The organism is Prevotella vespertina (assembly GCF_009728485.1).
Classification (GTDB): Bacteria; Bacteroidota; Bacteroidia; order Bacteroidales; family Bacteroidaceae; genus Prevotella; species Prevotella vespertina.
The window spans coordinates 91,942-112,530 of sequence record NZ_VVIQ01000007.1; the positions used below are offsets into that span (position 1 = coordinate 91,942).

17 protein-coding genes are annotated in these 20,589 nt (G+C 42.1%); 8 read left to right on the top strand and 9 right to left on the bottom strand.

What is annotated here, in order from left to right; genetic code table 11:
- Window positions 1-19: 19 nt before the first annotated feature.
- The 7 genes from F0475_RS07660 to F0475_RS07690 form a co-directional block, all read right to left on the bottom strand.
- A complete protein-coding gene (locus F0475_RS07660; protein ID WP_155716164.1) occupies window positions 20-232 on the bottom strand; it encodes a hypothetical protein in 213 nt (70 codons plus the stop codon).
- Window positions 233-660: 428 nt separating this feature from the next.
- Entirely contained in the window at window positions 661-1,545 is an 885-nt protein-coding gene (locus F0475_RS07665; RefSeq protein WP_155716165.1) for a SusF/SusE family outer membrane protein, read from the bottom strand.
- Between the two features lie 543 nt (window positions 1,546-2,088).
- Window positions 2,089-3,495: a chromosomal replication initiator protein DnaA gene (dnaA, locus tag F0475_RS07670; RefSeq protein ID WP_155716166.1), complete on the bottom strand. Its 1,407-nt coding sequence runs from the start codon at window positions 3,493-3,495 to the stop codon at window positions 2,089-2,091.
- Window positions 3,496-3,866: 371 nt separating this feature from the next.
- Complete coding sequence (locus F0475_RS07675; RefSeq protein WP_155716167.1) at window positions 3,867-4,847, bottom strand: MlaD family protein; 981 nt, start codon at window positions 4,845-4,847, stop codon at window positions 3,867-3,869.
- 10 nt (window positions 4,848-4,857) lie between these two features.
- A complete protein-coding gene (locus tag F0475_RS07680) occupies window positions 4,858-6,138 on the bottom strand; it encodes an N-acetylmuramoyl-L-alanine amidase family protein (RefSeq protein WP_155716168.1) in 1,281 nt (426 codons plus the stop codon).
- 52 nt (window positions 6,139-6,190) lie between these two features.
- Window positions 6,191-6,574, bottom strand: coding sequence for a dihydroneopterin aldolase (gene folB, locus F0475_RS07685; RefSeq protein ID WP_155716169.1), 384 nt, complete (start codon window positions 6,572-6,574; stop codon window positions 6,191-6,193).
- A gap of 74 nt (window positions 6,575-6,648) precedes the next feature.
- Window positions 6,649-9,249 carry an adenosylcobalamin-dependent ribonucleoside-diphosphate reductase gene (locus F0475_RS07690; protein WP_155716170.1) on the bottom strand — a complete coding sequence of 867 codons (2,601 nt, stop codon included), beginning with the start codon at window positions 9,247-9,249 and terminating at the stop codon, window positions 6,649-6,651.
- 94 nt (window positions 9,250-9,343) lie between these two features.
- Between F0475_RS07690 and F0475_RS07695 the strand changes: the two genes are divergently transcribed.
- The 5 genes from F0475_RS07695 (at window position 9,344) to rmuC (ending at window position 15,595) form a co-directional block, all read left to right on the top strand.
- Window positions 9,344-10,081: a nitroreductase family protein gene (locus F0475_RS07695; protein WP_155716171.1), complete on the top strand. Its 738-nt coding sequence runs from the start codon at window positions 9,344-9,346 to the stop codon at window positions 10,079-10,081.
- Between the two features lie 109 nt (window positions 10,082-10,190).
- Window positions 10,191-11,003, top strand: coding sequence for a GSCFA domain-containing protein (locus F0475_RS07700; RefSeq protein ID WP_155716172.1), 813 nt, complete (start codon window positions 10,191-10,193; stop codon window positions 11,001-11,003).
- 19 nt (window positions 11,004-11,022) lie between these two features.
- Window positions 11,023-11,442, top strand: coding sequence for a Fur family transcriptional regulator (locus F0475_RS07705; protein WP_155716173.1), 420 nt, complete (start codon window positions 11,023-11,025; stop codon window positions 11,440-11,442).
- Window positions 11,443-11,538: 96 nt separating this feature from the next.
- The gene (locus F0475_RS07710; RefSeq protein ID WP_155716174.1) at window positions 11,539-14,019 is read left to right on the top strand and encodes a bifunctional UDP-N-acetylmuramoyl-tripeptide:D-alanyl-D-alanine ligase/alanine racemase; all 2,481 of its coding nucleotides are present in this window, start codon (window positions 11,539-11,541) and stop codon (window positions 14,017-14,019) included.
- Window positions 14,020-14,197: 178 nt separating this feature from the next.
- Window positions 14,198-15,595: a DNA recombination protein RmuC gene (rmuC, locus tag F0475_RS07715; protein ID WP_155716175.1), complete on the top strand. Its 1,398-nt coding sequence runs from the start codon at window positions 14,198-14,200 to the stop codon at window positions 15,593-15,595.
- A 96-nt stretch (window positions 15,596-15,691) separates the two neighbouring features.
- Here the strand turns inward: rmuC and F0475_RS07720 are convergent, their stop codons facing one another.
- Window positions 15,692-16,060: a winged helix-turn-helix transcriptional regulator gene (locus F0475_RS07720; RefSeq protein WP_004384302.1), complete on the bottom strand. Its 369-nt coding sequence runs from the start codon at window positions 16,058-16,060 to the stop codon at window positions 15,692-15,694.
- Between the two features lie 235 nt (window positions 16,061-16,295).
- On the opposite strand from F0475_RS07720, the gene F0475_RS07725 reads away from it, so the two are divergent.
- From F0475_RS07725 to ettA, 3 genes are all read left to right on the top strand, one after another.
- Window positions 16,296-16,748, top strand: a complete 453-nt coding sequence (locus F0475_RS07725; RefSeq protein ID WP_155716176.1) for a cupin domain-containing protein — start codon at window positions 16,296-16,298, stop codon at window positions 16,746-16,748.
- Entirely contained in the window at window positions 16,742-17,032 is a 291-nt protein-coding gene (locus F0475_RS07730; RefSeq protein ID WP_155716177.1) for a winged helix-turn-helix transcriptional regulator, read from the top strand. Before F0475_RS07725 ends, F0475_RS07730 begins: the two co-directional genes overlap by 7 nt.
- A gap of 264 nt (window positions 17,033-17,296) precedes the next feature.
- Window positions 17,297-18,994, top strand: a complete 1,698-nt coding sequence (ettA, locus tag F0475_RS07735; RefSeq protein ID WP_155716178.1) for an energy-dependent translational throttle protein EttA — start codon at window positions 17,297-17,299, stop codon at window positions 18,992-18,994.
- A gap of 81 nt (window positions 18,995-19,075) precedes the next feature.
- Here the strand turns inward: ettA and nhaA are convergent, their stop codons facing one another.
- Entirely contained in the window at window positions 19,076-20,401 is a 1,326-nt protein-coding gene (gene nhaA, locus F0475_RS07740; protein ID WP_155716179.1) for a Na+/H+ antiporter NhaA, read from the bottom strand.
- Window positions 20,402-20,589 lie beyond the last annotated feature (188 nt).

Below are 20,589 nucleotides of genomic sequence, written 5' to 3' on the forward strand. Positions count from 1 at the left end.
TTTAGTTTCTTTAGTTTACTTAATTCCAACCTTTTGTCCCTTTTACATCATTATCTTCTACATAACCAAAGGGGCTTGGCTTAGCAAGGTTATCATCTACACCATGTGTTGGGTTGCCCTTACTTACCCCATTACCACTTCCTGCCAGTAGAGCCACTTCTACCATCGTCTTAACGATTCCACATACGGGACGCACATAACTCTTCTTGATAATTCTCTTGTTTATGAGCATAAGCTACCCTGTAAAGTCTATTGTTCTTTGCAATATTACTTCCTACAGAATACCTTATAATAATTTATACCTTATAATTCGTTATTTAGTTTACCTTATGTTATCCCAATATACCTTACTGAGAAAAGAACACTAAATCCGCCTGCAAAGTTAGTATTTTGTTTTGAGATAAACTAATATCTAGAGAGAAAGATTGTGTAAGACCGACTAGCATTAGTAGCTTCTTGATTAAAATCAAACGTTTAGAGTGAAAGAGAACGATACTAAAACCAAGACACAAAGATAAAAAAGAAAATACTAAAAACAATCGTCTGTTTTTAAAGTATTATTCTGTATGGTGATATCAATCTAACATCACCATACAGAAGGGGGACTATATAATAAGGAGGAATTCTCTTAAGCCCCAATGAATGTAAAGAAGCAAGATCTTACTTAACAACAACTTTCACAGCCTTACCACCTTGACGCTTTACATACACACCTGCTACAGGTTTCTCTACCTGTATGCCACCTAAGGTGTAATAGGTTGCAGGAGCCTCACTTGTCGTCTCTACAGCATTGATAGCTGTTGGATCAACCTTAGTAAACGAAACTGTCATAGCTGCTACATCAATGGTAACATCGTATGTAGCCTCCTCTGTGAAGTTCCACTTATTATCATCACCACCAAAGACAATCTTCCCTTCATCGGTCAAGTCGCGCAGATAGAACATCTGGTCGAACCCAGCATAAACATTCGTTCCGAACTTCAACTCACCAGCCTTCAACTCTGTACGTGCTGAGAACTTAGCTGGATTAGAAGCATCTTGCTTCATAATCGTACCTTCACCGATACTCCAACCACCCTTTGTTGCACTACCAATCATCCATAAAGCTGTATGCTTCAAAGGTGTTGCTTGATAAGCAGCCTTTGTCACAATGACTGTCTTCTCAGCCAAGTTACATACGATATCATAGTTAGCAGACTCACTAACAAAGAACTTACCATCGGTAGGCTCATCTTCGCTACTCACCAATGGAGCAACAACGCCCGACTGCAAAGTAACAGGACCTGCACCGGCACGATACTCCAAATTACCCCAACCAAGCTCGGTAAGGAACTTAAACTCCTTATTTGCATCTAAATGAACGGTAGCCTTGAAGACATCAGCATTCTCATCAGACTTCTGCATAACGGTAGACTGACTAAGATTCCACCCTCCCCATGTAGCATCACCGACGATTACTAAACGATCAGCAGCTTTTGCAGACAATGCACCAATAACAAATAAGGCACAACATAAAATAGATTTGGTAAATGTTTTTAATCCCATAAAGACATATATTTAAAAGGTTATTAATATCAAACTCAACCTGAGTTCTCTCATTATATAATTATAAACTGATTCCTTTAAATTATCTAAGAAGATTTAGGTTTATATCTCTCCTTTTACAAGTGCAATATTACGAAGAAAATGTGAGACAATAAGCAAATACAAATTACCTACAGAGATAATATAAACTGATACAAGTGATTTCATATATTAGAAGGGAGATCTTAATCTTATAAAACCTTATATATCAACTTTGTACAATATAAGAAGAAACACAAAAGAAAGGTTCGATAAAACAAAAAATATAAAACACAGAATATGGCTTATTAGTAGGATTCTTATGCTCTCTAGGCATCAAAGGTGGTGTGCTTTTCGCTTACTATATCTCTAACCAATATCTCCAACTAAGATTTATATATTCTCCGAAGCGACTAATTCATATATGCAAAAGTATGATTAATCTAAGTAGACAAATGATTGAGCAAATACCAATGATAATAAAAAGTCAGCCATGGGAAGTAGCTGACTTATAAACTAAATACTTTATGCTTTCAATTTAAATGAGTTCTCAATACTTGCTATTTCTGCATAGAATCCCTTGTCAACCTTCAGCCGGTCTTCTATCTTCGAACAACTATGGATAACAGTACTGTGGTCGCGATTACCCACTAACTTACCGATACGACTTGCAGGCATCTTCGTATATTTCTGTGCCATATACATGCTCACTTGTCGTGCAATAACAATATCTTTCTTGCGTGAACGAGAGTTGACAGCCGTTGTAGTAACACTGAAATGCGCACAAACCTTATCCAAAATATCATCTATGGTTAATGGCTCATCATCAATCTTCACAGCACGTTTTATAACACGTTCAGCTAGTCGCATATCTATATTGCTGTTATAAACAACGCTGTAAGCCAAAAGAGAGTTGATAACACCTTGCAGGTCTCGCACACTACCATTCGCTGTTTCAGCAATAAACTTAATCACATCTTCAGGAATACTAAGCCCATCACGCTTAATCTTATTGTGCAAGATATCCACACAAAGTTGCACATTAGGCTTTTCCAACTCTGCAATAAGACCACAAGAGAAACGTGTCAATAAGCGATCATTCATTCCCTTAAGATCTACAGGAGGGCGATCACTGGCTAAGATAATACGTTTTCCGTTGCGGAAAAGATGATTAAAGATGTGGAAGAAAGTGTCTTGTGTCTTGGTAGCAGTAATCCACTCTTGTATATCATCGACTATTAAGATATCAATCGTTTGATAGAAATTGATGAAATCATTGGTGGTGTTCTGTCTAACAGAATCTGTGTATTGTACCTGGAAAAGGCGCGCAGAAACATATAATACACGCTTTTCAGGATAAAGCTGTTTGACTTTCAATCCAATAGCATTGACAAGATGAGTCTTACCACAGCCTGAAGGACCATAAATAAACATTGGATTGAATTGTGTCGTACTAGGATGTTCTGCAATAGAAAGTCCTATTGAACGAGGCAATTTATTACTATCTCCCTCAACATAGTTAGTGAAGGACTTATGTGGGTCAAGTTGCGAATCAAGGTCTTGAGGCACTGCATCCAGAATCGTAGGACTTTGGTTGCCACGAGCAGTTGGTCTTTGCGAAGAAATATCCTCTACTGCCTCCGGTTGTAAATCTTGTGACAAATGATGTTCCTGATCAACCATCACACGATAACTCAATTGAACACCTTGACCAAAAACACGTATAAGAGTCTTACGTAACAAAGGAACGTAATGCTCTTCCAAATATTCATATACGAACTGACTAGGCACCTGAACCAACAAAGTTTTACTAGCCGGCTGATAGGATTGAAGTACTATCGGACGAAACCAAGTATCATACTGTTGCTCAGTCACATTCTCCTTTATAAGCTGGAGACACTGATCCCAAAGTTGTTTAGGATTGACGTTCATATTGATATCTACGTTACTTATGTCTTTCTACAAATGGCATGTTAACAGACCATTCCTAGTTTTTTACTTTTGCAAAGATAGTAATTTATTTATAAAAAGCCCATTTCTACATAATTAACGATGTAGTACTATAAAGCTCATAAACAGCTATTTCAATGTACTTTACAGAGTTTCAGGCTTCAACATATACTCAAAGTTATTTGCTCAATTATAACAACTTGATAAACAAGATGTTTCGTTTAGTAAAGAATAAAATTAATAATATGAGTGAAACAAATACCAGAGATGGTTAAAAAGACTGATTTACACGACCCTTATAACACATCTCTAGTATGTGAAACAATCATCTTTTAATTTAGACGATATTTAAATTATTTATCCTTTCTACCAAATAGCGAGAAGTGAACATAACGCTTGGGGTGAGCCTTTAAGTTGACAAGCAAACTATCAGCACTGCGCATTGTACTATTCAAATTATTGTAAAGAGAGGCATCGTTCATCAACAATCCTAGACTTCCCTCATTACTATTTAGCTTTGCTGTAAGAGAGTTGATATGCTCTAAGGTTGTATTGACTTTCGCCATTGTACCCTGCACATCAATACCATCAACCTTATTGTTTAATGTTGCAATCATACCATTAGCACCACGAATCGCACCACGTGCTTCTGTAATTCCGCCATTTGCATTTGCCATTAAACCATTAACGCCATCCATTACTCTACCTGCTTTAGAAGTCAATATTGGTAGTGAATGATTCATCTGAGCAAGTAACTGGTTTACTTCACGTGTAGAGGTAGTAAGATTAGCTGTAATTTGATTGACATTATGAATGGAGCTTCTCACAGCTGGATCAGCCAAGAGAGAATTGACACTAACAAGTATGCTATCCAACTTTGGTAGCATCTTTTGAATAGAAGGGACCATATCCTTCATTCGACCCAATGCTCCGTCATTAATACGACCATCAATAATTCCATTTGAGGCAAGTGTCTTGTTACTTGTCCCAAGTACTAAGTCAACCTTCACATTCCCCATGACATCACTGATAATATCAGCCTTTGTACCCTCTGGAATGTTCATGCTTTTATCAATATCTACTCCTACCATAATTGGTTCACCAGGCTTTGCATAATCATATTCTATGCTCTTTACTGTTCCAACCTTAAAACCATTTGCATATACAGGAGTAGACGTTGAGAGACCACTTACATTACTGAATCGCATTTGATAGTGTGTATCTGTCGAGAAAATAGATAATCCCTTCAGAAACTGCATACCGAAGAACAAAACAATAACACCTAGTATTGCGACAAGTGCTATCTTTACTTGTGGCGTGAAAAACTTACCCATATTACTTCCTTTACTTATTCTTTTTATTCTTTAAAAACTCATTAATAGCCTCGTTCGTATCCATGCGATTTCCCCCTTTATAAGCAATAACAAATGCCTGAGGAAAGTCTTTTTTCAATTTTTCTCGAAGCCGTGCAATCTCATTATAGTTAGTACTGCTACCTATTGTATACTTATAGAACGAGCCTTCTTGTACACATTCTATATCCTTATGTCCTTTGAATTGTTCGCAACCAGAACGCAACTGACGATTTGAAGCGATAACCTGTACTTTAAAAATCGGTGCATTTACAGATACACTAGCCTTATTGTCTTTTTTCCCATCAGTAGTTGTTCCCTTTGTTGGAACAGGCGTTGCTTCTTTTTTAGGAGTCTCTTTTATCGCCTTTTTAGCAATAGACTTCTTTGTTTGCTGGGGCTTTGTAGAAGGGGTAACTAGATTCATTTGACCTGTTGGAGGTGCCGGAATAACTCTAGTAACACTAATTCTCCTATTATCTGCAGACTTATATGGTACAACGATATGCGTGTCGTACATATTCTTATACTTGACAAAGGCATTGTAAATCCCCTTTGCCATGGCGTCAATACCATCTGGACTATTTAAGAATTCCTCCTCATCTGCTGCAGTAATAAAGCCTAATTCTATCAGACAACTAGGCATATAACTCTCACGCAACACCAAGAAACCTGCTTGATGTACACCTTTATCAATGCGATTAGCACTAGAACATACCGAACGTTGTATTAACCTAGCCAGCTCTACACTCTTTTCCATGTTTGAATTCTGCATGAACTCAAACATAATATAGCTTTCGGAAGATTTCGGATCAAAGCCTTGATAAGTCTGTTGGTAGCCTTTCTCCATCGAAATAACCGAGTTCTCGCGCATCGCAACATCAAGGTTATCCTTCGCACGGTGCATACCTAGAGTATAAACTTGAAATCCTTTAGCATAATGACCAGGCACTACTGAATTTGTGTGTACCGATATAAAAAGGTCAGCTTTAGCCTTATTAGCTATATCAGCACGCTGATGCAGTGGGATAAATACATCCGTCTTGCGCGTATAAATCACTTGCACGTCGGGTAAGTTTTGCTCCACATAACGTCCAAAGGCTAATGCTACATTCAAATTAATGTCTTTCTCTTTAGAAATAGCACCTAAAGCACCAGCGTCATGACCTCCATGACCAGCATCAATAACAAGTGTGAAGCGCCCATTTGCAGCCCATGAAGTAGCCACAAACAATACAAAGAAAACAATGAAAAGCGTTATTTTCTTAAACATACTTAATTATTTAGGGGACAAAGATACGGTTTTTCATTTGGAAACCTTAGTTCTAAACCTTGGTTTTATCATTTATTAAGTGTAATTCAATGCCTGCACTATGACAATCTGCGCTCATTGGTGGATTCTTCTTCACCAATTTCAAGTCAATACTCTCAAGCTGTATGTATCGTGCCAACAACTCATTTACTATTTTTCCAGCTGCTGCTTCCAATAGTTTCGAGGGTTGCTTCATAACATCGGAAACTATATTGAAGACATCTGCATAATTTAATGTATCATCAATATCATCACTCTTCATGGCTGCAGCAAAGGGGTAACCCAATCGAAGATCAAGCACATAATCATTGCCAACAACCTGTTCTTGTTCCCCAACTCCTATAAAAGCATGATATTGAAGACCCTGTAAAAGAATATAAGTAGACGTTAATTCCATTATTAAACATTAGTTTTAAAGATACAAAGAAAGTGTATTAAGTGCCCTATAAGCACCTAATACACCCCATAAAATTACCCACAACGAGAAGCACCACAATTAGTACAAATCAAGCATCCCTCTTGGTAAACAAGAGTCTCCTGTCCACAAACTGGACAACAGAGCCCTGATGCCTTCGTACCATCGGTTACATATTTTTTCAAAGCACGTTCTACACCATTCTTCCAAGTGTTAATACTCTCGTTCTTAAGCTGCAATGAGCCTACAAGCTTTATGACATGGTCTATCGGCATACGGTAACGAAGCACACCAGAGATGAGCTTTGCATAGTTCCAATACTCTGGATTGAACTTCTCCGACAGCCCTTCAACAGTTGTCTTATAGCCTCGCTTATTCTCAAACTGGAAGTCGTAACGATGACTACCATCCTCTGCTGTCTGCTTGATGATCTTTCCCTTGGTAACACTCTTTGGTAAGGCAATACCTTCCTCATCGTCTTGAAGCCCCGTAAATATCTCATAAGGATAACCATCCAACAGCCCAACAAAGGCAACCCACTTCTCCTTGTTATTCTGAAAACGTACCACATCACACTCGAGTTCCTTAGGTCTAACCTCCATTACCTGTGGTCGGCTACATACATGTTCGTGATGTTCTTCAGCAGAAGTTAAATCTTTCTCCTTCTCTTCTTCGGCAGAGTTATTCTCTTTCTTCTTATCTTTCTTAGAAACAGATATCATCACTCCGGACCTGCTACCATCACGATATATGGTGCAACCTTTGCATCCGCTACGCCAAGCCTCAACGTATAACTTATTGACAAGAGCCTCATCAACGCTGTTAGGGAGGTTCACTGTCACTGAAATCGAGTGGTCAACCCACTTCTGAATGGCACCCTGCATACGTACTTTCATCAGCCAATCAACATCGTTGGCTGTAGCTTTATAATAAGGTGAACGCTTTACCAACTCGTCAATCTCTTCTTGGCTGTACTTCTTTTGAGTATCAATACCATTCGCTTCCATCCAAGTTAGGAACTTACGATGGTACACGATGTACTCTTCGAAGGAGTCTCCAACCTCATCAACAAAGTCTACATGCACATCAGCATCATTTGGGTTCACCTTTCGGCGACGCTTATACACAGGCATAAAGACGGGTTCTATACCCGAAGTAGTTTGTGTCATTAAGGACGTAGTACCGGTTGGAGCAATCGTTAAACAGGCTATATTGCGACGCCCGTAACGTATCATCTCCTCATAAAGTTGTGCATCAGCTTCCTTCAAGCGGAGTATGAAGGGGTTATGCTCCTCACGCTTTGCATCATAGATAGCAAAGGCTCCACGCTCCTCTGCCATTCGAACGGAAGAGCGATAAGCATTCAACGCCAACGCACGATGAACATCGACTGCAAAATCGGTAGCAGTCTGTGTTCCATAACGTAACCCCATTGCAGCTATCATATCTCCTTCGGCTGTTATGCCCACTCCCGTTCGACGACCTTTACCGCTCTTATCCTTTATCTTCTCCCAAAGATGGTACTCGGCTTCCTTCACTTCATCAGCTTGTGGATCGCTCTTAACCTTTGCCATGATAAGATCAATCTTCTCCATCTCTAAATCAACGATATCATCCATAATACGTTGTGCTAGCTGTGCATGCTTGCTAAAGAGATCGAAGTCGAAGCGAGCATGGTCTGTGAACGGATCTATAACATAAGAGTATAGATTCAACGAGAGCAATCGACAGCTATCATAAGGGCACAAAGGAATCTCACCACAAGGGTTAGTTGAGACCGTGCGGAAACCTAAGTCTGCATAACAATCAGGTATGCTCTCACGAATAATGGTATCCCAAAAGAGCACGCCAGGCTCTGCGCTCTTCCAAGCATTATGTACTATCTTCTCCCAAAGAGCCTTTGCTGATACCTCATTGGTAAACTTTGGTTCTGTAGAATCTATTGGAAACTGCTGTACATAAGGCTTGTCATCAACAGCAGCCTGCATGAACTCATCTGTAATCTTCACTGACACATTAGCCCCAGTGACCTTCCCTTCCTCCATTTTAGCGTCTATGAACGCCTCAGAGTCTGGGTGTTTAATACTCACAGAGAGCATCAATGCACCACGACGACCATCCTGTGCAACCTCCCTTGTACTATTGGAGTAGCGTTCCATGAAAGGGACAAGTCCAGTAGAGGTAAGGGCAGAGTTATGAACAGGTGAGCCCTTTGGACGAATGTGACTTAGGTCATGACCAACGCCTCCACGGCGTTTCATCAGTTGAACCTGCTCTTCGTCTATACGCATGATAGCCCCATAAGAATCGGCATCACCATCTAATCCAATCACAAAACAGTTGGATAACGATGCTATCTGATGGTCATTACCGATTCCAGTCATCGGACTTCCAGCTGGAATAATGTACCGGAAATGATCCAAAAGATTGAATATCTCTTCTTCTGTTAAGGGATTCTTATACTTATTCTCAACACGAGCTATCTCCTTTGCTATACGTCTGTGCATCTGCTCTGGAGACTTCTCATAAATATTACCAAAGCTATCCTTCATTGCATACTTGTTCACCCAGACACGAGCGGCAAGCTCATCTCCATTAAAGTAAGCCAGTGAAGTCTGGTAGGCCTCATCGAATGAGTAAGTTTGATTGATCACCATTGTCGTTTTTAGAAAATTAACGACTGCGAAGTTACGAATTGTTTTCTTAATTCTAAAACATTTGCTTAACTTTGTCGAAACAAAGTTATTAGCAATGGAAACTATCAATTCAAGAAGAACTATAAGACGATATTCTCAAGAGGATGTATCGGATGACTTGTTAAGAGAACTCCTATCGGTTGCAGAGAGAACACCAACTATGGGCAACCTGCAACTCTATTCGGTCGTTATCACCCGAAGCCTGGAAATAAAGAAGAAGATCGCTCCGGCACACTTCAATCAACCAATGGTTACAGAGGCACCAGTCGTTCTTACCTTCTGTGCGGACTATCGTCGAACAACCTCATGGGCAACACAAAGAAAGGGAACACCTGGTTATGATAACTTCTTATCATTCCTAAATGCGGCGACAGATGCCCTTCTTTATTGCCAAACTTTCTGTAATCTCGCTGAAGAAAGGGGCTTGGGAACCTGCTTCCTGGGTACTACGATCTATAGTCCAAAAGCGTTAATTGAAGCACTCGAGTTGCCTCGTTTGGTAATGCCTGTTGCTACTATCACCTTGGGATGGGCTGCTGAAACACCCAAGCAGACCGATCGTTTGCCATTGAAAAGTATTATTCACAATGAGACTTACAACGATTATACACCCGAGAGAATAGACGAGTTTTACATGCAAAAGGAGAACTTGAAAGAGAATAAGGACTTCGTTGAACTGAACAAAAAAGAAACACTTGCACAGGTATATACCGATATTCGTTATACAAAGAAGGATAACGAGGCTATGTCTGTGGGCTTGCTTGAAGCACTAAGACAGCAGGGGTTCCTCTAAGGAGACGCCTTCCTTATATTAAAGAGGGCGTTTCTTCCCATCAAAGAGAGGCTTCCTTCATAGCAAGGAAACGCCCTCTTCAATACAAAGAATAAGTTATCTTACCTTTATGATATTCCGAACTACTATTGACATCCCTATTCCGAACTTCTCGTTCAAGCCCTGCGAAAGAGTCCTCTTTGTGGGTTCTTGCTTTGCAGATAACATCGGGAAGCGATTCAAAGAGGAGAAGTTTCGCACAATAGTCAACCCTTTTGGGGTGATGTACAACCCTGTTTCCATCCTTCACACGGTACAGAAACTATCCAATCAGGTGTTTGATATCGTGGTATTCACGCTTGGGACGAACCATGTCTACATAGAGAAAGCTACGGGAGAGATCGTGGATAATTGTCAAAAACGCCCTCAAAACCTTTTCAACGAACAGGAGTTAACGATTGACGAATCGGCTAATGCCCTACGTGAAGCCATCCATTTATTAAGGAAACAAAACCCAAATGTGAAGGTGATAGTGACTGTTAGTCCGATAAGATATGCAAAATATGGCTTTCACGGGAGCCAGTTGTCAAAGGCAACATTACTTTTGGCAGCTGATAAACTAGCACAAGAAGAAGGCGAGGCGGTCTATTATTTCCCTGCTTACGAGATAGTGAATGATGAGCTGAGAGACTATCGCTTCTATAAAGCGGATATGTTACATCCTAACGAACAAGCCGTTGAATACATCTGGGAACGGCTCGTTGAGACTTGCTTCTCATCGGAAGCTAAGAAGTTCCTGGAGGCTTGGCGTCCTATTAAGGAGGCGTTAGGACATCGCCCATTCAATCCCGATTCGGAGGCTTATCGGCTCTTTATGCAGAAGACCAAAGAGAAGATTCAATGGTTAAAGCAGCTATATCCTGACTTAGAACTAGACGAGTAATAACTGAAACAAAGCTAAAATGAATGAAAAACAGATAGAAGGTTTACTGGAGCAACATGGTATTAAACTAACAGCAAACCGAATATTGATAGCAAAGATAATGTCCACGCTAGATTATCCCATATCTATGAAAGAGTTGGAAACAATGCTCCTCACGATGGATAAGTCGAGTATCTTCCGCACATTATCACTCTTTAAAAGCCACCATCTAGTACATCAAATGGAGGATGGTAACGATATTGTGCGTTACGAACTATGCCATAGTCACAGTGAAGAAGAGGACGAAGACATACATGTACACTTCTATTGTGAACACTGCCATCGTACCTTCTGCCTCAATGAAATACCCGTTCCGCAAGTTAATTTACCTGTTGGCTATAGGCAGACAGCCGTTAACTATATGATTAAAGGAATCTGCCCAGATTGCTCCCATCGGTAGATTCTTTATCAATAAGTAAGAAAAAACGGCTTAGATAAGATGTTGTATTGATAGTTTTGATTATCTTTGCATGAGATTAAAACAATTAGGATAGTAATGAATTATACTATTGAGAAAGTAACGACGCTCATTGGTGCACGCCGTTATGGTGATACTGATGCTAATATCAGCTTTGTTCTTACCGACAGTCGATCACTATGTTTCCCCGAAGAAACATTATTCTTTGCACTCAAAACAGAGCGCAATGATGGTCATAACTATATACCAGAACTATATGCAAGGGGCGTTAGGAACTTCGTAGTAGAAGTAGTTCCAGATAACTGGGAAACGCTCTACTCGGGTTCAAACTTCCTAAAGGTTGTGGGCAGCCTAGAGGCTTTGCAGCGTTTAGCAGAGCGTCATCGCGATGAGTTCCTCATACCGATTGTGGGCATAACAGGCTCTAATGGCAAGACAATGGTTAAGGAGTGGCTTTATCAACTACTATCTCCTCAAATGGTGGTAACGCGTTCGCCAAGAAGTTATAACTCTCAGATTGGTGTTCCTTTGTCGGTTTGGTTACTCAATGAAAACACCCAAGTAGGTGTGTTCGAAGCGGGTATCAGTAAGCCAGGAGAGATGATGGCACTGCGTGACATCATACAACCTACCATCGGCGTATTCACTAGTTTGGGTACAGCTCACCAAGAGAACTTCCCTTCCATAGAGGCTAAATGTATGGAGAAATTATGTCTTTTCCATGACACGCAAGCGATTGTCTATTCCATGGATGACGATATTCTGACACATTGCTTGGCTCAATATAACTACCAAGGTGAGCAACTTAGTTGGTCAATAAAGCATACGGACGCAGCATTCTATATAAAGTCTATTGAGAAGAAGGACATTGAGACTACCGTTACTTACACATGGAAAGGTGGGAAAGAAGCCCAATATAAGCTCCCATTTATCGATGATGCAAGTGTGGAGAACTCTATCACTTGTGCTGTTGTTGCACTACATTTAGGTGTGACGCAGGCTGCTCTTGCAGAGCGAATGGCACAATTGGAACCTGTTGCTATGCGATTGGAAGTGAAAGAGGGACAGCATGGTTGCACGCTTATCAACGATTCTTACAACTCTGATTATAACTCACTTGACATTGCACTCGACTTCATGAATCGTCGTCCTGACCATAAGGGACGCAAGAGAACACTGATATTGAGTGATATACTTCAGAGTGGTGAGGAGGATAAGGAACTATATAATAAGGTGGCATTCCTATGTGAGAAGCGTGGAGTTAATAAGTTCATCGGTATTGGCGAAGGGCTTTTAGCAGAGCGCAATGCCTTTAAGCATTTAGGAGAAAAGCATTTCTTTGCTACTATCAATGCCTTCATTCATAGCGAGGTATTTGCTAACTTGCACGATGAAGTGATCCTTTTAAAGGGTGCAAGACAGTTTGGTTTTGACCATCTCACCGAACTATTGGTAAAGAAAGTACATGAGACTGTATTGGAGGTAAACCTCAATGCGGTGGTAGATAACCTCAACTGGTACCGTTCCTTTATGAAGGCTGAGACCAAACTAGTGTGTATGATCAAGGCTGATGCTTATGGAGCTGGAGCCGTAGAGATTGCTAAGACGTTACAAGATCATCGTGTCGATTACCTTGCTGTGGCTGTGGCTGATGAGGGGGTAACACTCCGTAAGAATGGTATTACAAGTAACATCATGATTATGAACCCAGAGATGTCATCTTTCAAGACGCTCTTTGATTATGATCTTGAGCCTGAAGTTTACAGTTTCCGACTCCTTGATACACTCGTCAAAGCCGCTCAAAAGGAAGGCATAACAGGCTTCCCTGTTCATATCAAACTCGATACTGGTATGCACAGATTGGGCTTTGATCCACAGAAAGACATGAATGAATTGATTGATAGACTTAAACATCAGAATGCAATCATACCACGTTCTGTCTTCTCTCACTTCGTTGGCTCTGATGCAGATAGCTTCGATGAGTTCTCTGCCAAGCAGTTTGCTTTATTCGACGAGGGTAGTAAGAAGCTGCAAGCAGCATTCAAACACAAGATTATCCGACACATGGATAACTCATCAGGTATCGAACACTTCCCAGCACGTCAACTAGATATGTGTAGGCTAGGATTGGGTCTTTATGGTATCAATCCACGCACCAATAAGATTATCAACAATGTTTCTACGCTCAAAACTACCATCCTTCAGCTCCGCCATGTGCCTGCTGGTGACACGGTAGGATACTCTCGTAAGGGTACAATCGACCATGATAGTGTCATCGCAGCAATACCTATTGGCTATGCAGATGGGCTCAATCGCCACCTTGGGAATCGCCATTGTTATTGCTTGGTAAATGGTCAGAAGGCTGAGTATGTAGGCAATATTTGCATGGACGTAGCGATGATTGACGTTACAGGTATCGATTGTAAGGAGGGCGATAGCGTTGAGATTTTCGGTGACCACCTACCTGTTACAGTCCTTAGTGATGTATTAGAAACGATTCCATACGAGGTTCTCACCACCATTAGTAACCGTGTGAAGCGGGTTTACTTCCAAGACTAACAAGTGCTATTCATCCCCTCTTCTTCTCTTGAAGAGGGGATATAATCTATCAAACTCATCCCTATTTGCTCATTTTCAACACTGAATACACAGATAAAAGGAGTCTCCATGACTTCCTTTCATCTGTGTATTCAGTGTTGAAAATGAACTTAGTAACAAATAAACAACTATAAGATTTATGGAGATAATATACTTAATTCTGGGACTTATCATCGGTTTCGTCATCTCGTTCTTGTGGCTAAAAGGCAAGATGACACAGGATGTGAGCAAAGCAAATGAGCAACTGGCAGCACTCCGCAGTCAGCTGGAAGCGGAACAGAAGAGCATAGAGGATCGCCTTGCTATCGCTAAAGAGAATGCGACACAACAGGTGACTGCAACGAAAGAGGCGGCTGACCGACAATTAGAAGAGGTCAAGAACAGCTACACCCAACGCCTGGAAGCAGAGCGCAAACATAATGAGGAATTACGTAACGAACTACAGAAACAGGCGGAGGCTAAGAACAAGTTGCTGCAAGAGGAGGTGCGTAACATGGCGGCTCAGATGCTTTCAGAAAGTCGAGAGAAGATGAATACAGCTGATAAAGAGCGTCTCGAGGCTTTACTCACGCCTTTGAAAGACCGCTTGGAGGCTTTCAATCAGACAGTGACAAACAATAGTAAGGAGACAGCAGCTAACAAAACAGAGATCAAAACAACCTTCGAAGAGGCGATGAAGAGACTTCATGCCGAGCAAGAAATGACCATTAAGGCGATGCGTGAAGACCAAGAACGAACGGTGAAGGAGCTTCGCGAGCAGACAGAACGCATTGGAAATGATGCCGCCTCACTAACGAAAGCACTCAAGGGGGACTCGAAGATGCAAGGTGACTGGGGTGAGATGATTCTCGAAAAGACCTTAGAAGACTGCGGACTTATTAAGGATCAGCAGTTCTTCCTACAAGAGAATTACAAGGACGAGGAGGGTAATAACTTCCGACCAGACGCTGTTATCGAGTTGCCGAATAAGGAGAGAGCAGTCGTCGACTCGAAGGTTTCGCTCACAGCTTACCAATCGGCAATAAAGGAAACAGACCCTGAAGAGCAGGAGCGATTGCTGAAAGAGCATGTAAACTCCGTAAGGAAGCACATCGACGAGCTGTCGGCTAAAGGCTACGAGAAGATTGTCCCCGGTTGTATCGGCTATGTATTGATGTTCATCCCCTACGAGAGTGGCTATTCCGCAGCCCTCAAGACCGACCCTTCTATCCTACAATACGCCTACAGAAAGCATATCATCGTACTCAGTCCGAGCAATCTCCTCATGGCATTGCAACTGACCCGCACGATGTGGCAGAACTATCGATTGAATAAGAATGTAGATGAGATTCTCCGCCAGTCGAACGATCTATACGATAAGTTCGTGACCTTCGGTGAGACCTTCGTAAAGATTGGAACGAGTATTGAGAAGCTCCAATCAGACTTCAACAAGGCTAAGGGACAACTCAACGAAGGCAAAGGTAATATCATTAGACGCCTCGAAGGGATGAAGACGCTGGGGATTACTCCGAAGAAGCAGATACCTGATAACCTATAAGACACACATCACAAAAGACTCCACTCATGGTCGGATAAGTACCGCACCATGGGTGGAGTCTTTTCGTTTATATACCTTTATATAATAGTGGAAAACTTATTTCAACAAGAACTTCCGCCTCGACTCGATGATATCCTCCATATTCTCACTTGCCCACGAGAGTAGATTATCAATCAGAGGCAACAGACTCTTTCCCTTCTTCGTAAGCGAATACTCCACACGAGGTGGTACCTCTGGAAAGACTTCACGACGAATGAGTCCATCAGCCTCAAGCATCTTTAGCGTTGCTGTCAACATCTTTTGAGAGATGTCAGGGATATTCCTTTGCAACTCTTTAAAGCGTTGGTTATCGTTCGACTCAAGGGTGAAGAGCACCAGCATTGACCACTTATCTCCTACCCTAGAGAGCACATTTCGGATAGGACAATTAGGGTAAAGAGCATCTCTAATATCACTTCTATTCATTTCTAATAACGTCTATGTGTCTTATTACTATACAAAAGTAACCATTAAAGTCAACGTTCCCTTTTACTTTATAGTTAAACTATGTAAAACAAAGAAACGGCAATCTCTCTACTTACCGCATTACTTACTTCGAGGTAACTGGCTGACCTTTGCGTGCCTACTTGTGCGATTCTATGAAAGACTATACCTTTGCATCGTCAAAACAAAATAATAACAATTAAACAAATAAAGCATTATGAAGACGATTGAAACAATTAAGGATGGTAAGAACTACACAGCAGTAACAGTTGGAAAGCTCAACGAGATCAAAGATTATGTGCTCCCTCTGGGCGAGATTGAGATACTCGGTAAGGTGTTCGCAGGGCAGGCTTTACACGCAACAGGTAGTGAGTTATCATTCCAAACACTTGTTCCAGGACAAGACAGTGGCTTCTTGCACACACATAAAACGCACGAGGAACTTTACTTCATACTAAAAGGTGAGGGCGAATATCAGGTAGATGGCGATATATTCCCAGTCTCTGAAGGTAGTATCATACGTGTTGCTCCAGAAGGCAAACGCGCATTGAAGAATACAGGTAAGGGCGAGTTGCTCATGCTTTGCATACAATATAAGGCAAACAGCTTCGTTGAGAGTGATTCTCCCGCTAGTGATGGCAATATCTTAAATGAGCCACTTAAATGGTAACCGACCCCTTATTTCCAACGTGTCCGATACGTAATGTCCTTGCTAGGATATGCCGACCGGACACGCTGTGGATTATCCAGTTACTCGGTGCAAGTGGTTCGAAAGGATACAACACACTACTAAGGGATGTTCCTGAGAGCGAACTCGCCAATTCCTTGCAGGTATTAATACAGGACGAGATTATCACTGAGAAGGCTGGTAAATATGTACTCTCTACAACAGGTAAAGAGTTGTTCCCATTAGTAACATCGCTCATAACTTGGTGTAATGAGCACCTTGACTAAATATTCTTCTTATTATTTGCACGGTCATAAACACCTTACAAACAGAGGAAAAGAATACCTTTATATACAAAGCATACACAAACAAGCATTCAATAGAGCGTTCCCTCCATTTCAAGAGAGCCTCTCTTCCACCCGAAGAGAGGCTCTTCTCGCAGGAAGGAAAGGCTCTCTTCATTTCGAGCAGACGCCCTTCTGCAATGCTATTGATTTGTCAATACGGATTATTTTAGCTATCTTTGTCCACCAAACAAAACAGTACATTCAATGGCAACAGTTGACGACAAGAAGATTATCTTCTCAATGGTGGGCGTGTCAAAGATCATCCCACAGAACCAAAAACAAATCCTGAAGAACATTTATCTATCGTTCTTCTACGGCGCAAAGATAGGTATCATTGGTCTTAATGGTGCGGGTAAGTCCACCTTAATGAAGATTATTGCAGGGCTCGTAGAGCCTACGCAGGGCGAAGTTGTGTGGAGTCCGGGTTATTCGGTGGGCTATCTACCACAGGATCCACCGCTCGATGAGAGTAAAACCGTCAAAGAGAACGTCATGGAGGGAGTGCAACAAATCTATGACGCACTCAAAGAGTATGACGATATCAACGTGAAGTTCGGCTTGGAGGAGTATTACTCTGATGCCGACAAGATGGATAAACTCATGCAGAGACAGGCTGAACTTCAAGACATCATCGACGCTACTGACGCATGGAACATCGACTCCCGACTGGAACGGGCGATGGATGCCTTGCGCTGTCCTAAGGGCGATTTGCCTGTGACGAATCTGTCTGGTGGTGAGCGCAGACGCGTTGCCTTGTGCCGATTACTCCTACAGAAGCCCGACGTTCTACTGCTTGATGAGCCTACCAACCACCTCGATGCAGAGAGTATCGACTGGTTGGAACAGCACTTACAGCAGTATGAAGGCACCGTTATTGCCGTCACTCACGACCGTTACTTCCTAGATGATGTGAGCGAATGGATACTCGAACTCGACCGCGGGGAAGGGATTCCTTGGAAGGGAAACTACTCTTCGTGGCTCGATCAAAAGACCAAACGCATGGAACAGGAAGAGAAGTCTGCATCGAAGAGACGTAAGACTCTCGAGCGAGAACTGGAGTGGGTTCGCATGGCACCAAAGGCTCGACAGGCAAAAGGTAAGGCTCGTTTGAACTCATACGAACAAATGCTCAACGAGGAACAGAAGCAGCGTGAAGAGAAGTTAGAGATATTTATCCCGAACGGTCCACGCCTCGGTAATAAGGTGATTGAGGCGCAGCACGTGAAGAAGGCGTTTGGCGATAAGGTGCTATTCAACGACCTTAACTTCATGTTGCCACCCAATGGTATCGTTGGTGTCATCGGCCCTAATGGTGCAGGAAAGACCACCCTCTTCCGCCTCATCATGGGACTTGAGCAGGTAGATGGCGGTACGTTCGAGGTGGGTGAGACTGTTAAGTTGGCTTATGTAGACCAGCAACACAAGGACATAGACCCTAACAAGACCGTTTATGACGTAGTTTCGCAAGGCAACGAGACGATTCGTATGGGTGGACGTGACATCAATTCACGTGCTTATCTCTCACGTTTCAACTTCTCAGGAACCGACCAGAGCAAGCTTTGTTCAGTACTCTCTGGTGGTGAGCGCAACCGCTTGCAACTGGCATTAGCACTCAAGCAGGAAGGCAATGTGTTACTCCTCGATGAGCCAACTAACGACATCGACGTGAATACGCTACGTGCGCTTGAGGAAGGCTTAGAGGCTTTCGCAGGTTGTGCAGTAGTCATCAGCCACGACAGATGGTTCCTCGATCGTATTTGTACGCACATCCTTGCTTTCGAAGGCAATGGCGAGGTCGTATTCTTCGAAGGCGGTTTCTCCGATTACGAGATCAACAAAGCACGCCGATTGGGCAATGAGGAGATTAAGAAGGGTAGATATAGAAAGTTGATGGAGGAGTAAAAGCAAACAACCAATCAGCCAACCAACTGGCTCCTCCCCCGTAGGGAGGGGGTGGGGGTGGGGCTGCTTGTTTGCTTGTTTTTACTTACTTTTCTTATTCAGCAGCACATACCCACCTATTCCGCCTAAGATGGAGGCGAGGAAGATACCCAACTTTGCTTGTGTCATCAATAGCTCGTCGGTGAAGGCGAGGGTAGAGATGAACATTGACATGGTGAAGCCGATAGAGGCAAGCATACCTAAGCCCAGCAGTGTGCGACGAGTGATGGCACTTGGAAGGGTTGCCCAACGCATTTTTACCATTAAGAAAGTTGCTCCGATAATACCAATCGGTTTTCCTAAGAGCAGACCCAATGTCACTCCGAGTGCTACGTGGGTAGAGAAGATGTCAGATAGACTTAAATCCGTGAAGCTGATACCAGCATTGGCAATTGCAAAGATAGGCATGATCAAGAAGGTAACGATAGGTGACATCTTATGTTCAAGCTGTTGCAGCAAAGGTATTGCAATCTCGGTGTCGTGCTGTATATGTGTCAGCACGTCCACCTGTCCCTCCTCCAAGGTTCTCACCTCGTTAGGTACCTCTTTCTCGAAACGTCTTGTCAGTTTCTTCATACGCTTGAGATAGACCGACTCATTAATCTTTGCATCGGCTGGAATCATGAAGGCGGCGAGTACGGCAGCAATCGTTGCGTGGATTCCTGACAGCAAGAAGGTTACCCATACACCACCGATACCGAGTACGGCATAGAAGAATAGGCTCTTGATACCGAGTCTGTTTCCTATAAACATCACTGCAAGAAAGCACAAACCAAAGAGCAAACTCGCAATAGAGAGTTCGGAAGTGTAGAAGAAGGCGATGACAAGCACAGCCCCAAGGTCGTCTACTATGGCAAGCGTTGTAAGGAAAACCTTTGCCGATACAGGTACTTTATCGACCAAAAGATATACTACTCCTAAGGCAAAAGCAATGTCAGTTGCCATCGGTATACCCCATCCCATCGTTTGTGGGGTACCTATGTTCAGACTTAAAAATATCAAGGCAGGTACAATCATACCGCCTATTGCTGCTCCGATAGGTAGAATGGTGTTTCTGATGTCAGCCAGTTCGCCTCCGATAAACTCTCTTTTCAACTCTAAGCCGACCACAAAGAAGAACATAGCCATTAAGCCATCATTAATCCAATGGTGCAGACTACAATTCAGATACGGCTCTCCGTTGACGATAAATCCTACTTTCTGCTCAAAGATATGGAAATAGCTCTCAGCAATATTGCTGTTTGCCAATATCATTGCTAAGGCGACACTGAGAATCAGAACGATACCTCCTGACTTCTCCCTACCCATAAACAGCTTTATCGGTAGCATCAAATGCTGGTTTAGCTTCTTTTCAACTCGTTGTCTCATAATTTTCTTCTTATCCTTATTTTACAATATATATAAAAGGTGAAGAACGTTATAAGCCTTATACAATAAAAGTATATAAAGCCTATGCCCTAAACACTCTTTGCTTTAAACGGAATACCCTCGTAAGCCAATATACTTGTGAGGGTATTCTGTTTTATTCTTTTTCAACCTTCATCTTTTGTGATGAC

Coding starts and splice junctions, on each gene's coding strand:
- F0475_RS07660 (WP_155716164.1), bottom strand. CDS start 232: ATGCTCATAAACAAGAGAATTATCAAGAAGAGTTATGTGCGTCCCGTA.
- F0475_RS07665 (WP_155716165.1), bottom strand. CDS start 1,545: ATGGGATTAAAAACATTTACCAAATCTATTTTATGTTGTGCCTTATTT.
- dnaA (WP_155716166.1), bottom strand. CDS start 3,495: ATGAACGTCAATCCTAAACAACTTTGGGATCAGTGTCTCCAGCTTATA.
- F0475_RS07675 (WP_155716167.1), bottom strand. CDS start 4,847: ATGGGTAAGTTTTTCACGCCACAAGTAAAGATAGCACTTGTCGCAATA.
- F0475_RS07680 (WP_155716168.1), bottom strand. CDS start 6,138: ATGTTTAAGAAAATAACGCTTTTCATTGTTTTCTTTGTATTGTTTGTG.
- folB (WP_155716169.1), bottom strand. CDS start 6,574: ATGGAATTAACGTCTACTTATATTCTTTTACAGGGTCTTCAATATCAT.
- F0475_RS07690 (WP_155716170.1), bottom strand. CDS start 9,249: ATGGTGATCAATCAAACTTACTCATTCGATGAGGCCTACCAGACTTCA.
- F0475_RS07695 (WP_155716171.1), top strand. CDS start 9,344: ATGGAAACTATCAATTCAAGAAGAACTATAAGACGATATTCTCAAGAG.
- F0475_RS07700 (WP_155716172.1), top strand. CDS start 10,191: ATGATATTCCGAACTACTATTGACATCCCTATTCCGAACTTCTCGTTC.
- F0475_RS07705 (WP_155716173.1), top strand. CDS start 11,023: ATGAATGAAAAACAGATAGAAGGTTTACTGGAGCAACATGGTATTAAA.
- F0475_RS07710 (WP_155716174.1), top strand. CDS start 11,539: ATGAATTATACTATTGAGAAAGTAACGACGCTCATTGGTGCACGCCGT.
- rmuC (WP_155716175.1), top strand. CDS start 14,198: ATGGAGATAATATACTTAATTCTGGGACTTATCATCGGTTTCGTCATC.
- F0475_RS07720 (WP_004384302.1), bottom strand. CDS start 16,060: ATGAATAGAAGTGATATTAGAGATGCTCTTTACCCTAATTGTCCTATC.
- F0475_RS07725 (WP_155716176.1), top strand. CDS start 16,296: ATGAAGACGATTGAAACAATTAAGGATGGTAAGAACTACACAGCAGTA.
- F0475_RS07730 (WP_155716177.1), top strand. CDS start 16,742: ATGGTAACCGACCCCTTATTTCCAACGTGTCCGATACGTAATGTCCTT.
- ettA (WP_155716178.1), top strand. CDS start 17,297: ATGGCAACAGTTGACGACAAGAAGATTATCTTCTCAATGGTGGGCGTG.
- nhaA (WP_155716179.1), bottom strand. CDS start 20,401: ATGAGACAACGAGTTGAAAAGAAGCTAAACCAGCATTTGATGCTACCG.